The sequence below is a fragment of the Pseudonocardia sp. EV170527-09 genome (assembly GCF_008369905.1).
Taxonomy (GTDB): domain Bacteria; phylum Actinomycetota; class Actinomycetes; order Mycobacteriales; family Pseudonocardiaceae; genus Pseudonocardia.
Genome location: NZ_VRMC01000424.1, coordinates 1 through 281 on the forward strand (window position 1 = coordinate 1; position 281 = coordinate 281).

Annotated in this window: 1 pseudogene; it reads left to right on the forward strand. The window is 71.5% G+C overall.

The features are described from left to right. Positions 1 to 281, forward strand: a pseudogene (locus FVA95_RS29695) (DDE-type integrase/transposase/recombinase); the annotation flags it as partial.

Genomic DNA, 281 nt, shown 5'->3' on the forward strand with positions numbered 1-281 from the left:
CGCTGTCGGATCAACCGGCTCTCCCACATCGACCGGGGCACCGGGGAGCCGCTGCGCCGCTACGAGCACCCCCACCCGGGCTCGCTGATCCACGTCGACGTCACCAAGTTCGCCAACATCCCCGACGGCGGGGGCTGGCGCTACCTGGGACGGCAGCAAGGCCGCCGCAACCAGGCGGCCACCGCGCGGCGCACCGGTCAACGAGGCAAGTACTACCGCCCGGCCATCGGGACCGCCTACGTCCACACCGTGATCGACGACCACTCACGCACCGCCTACGC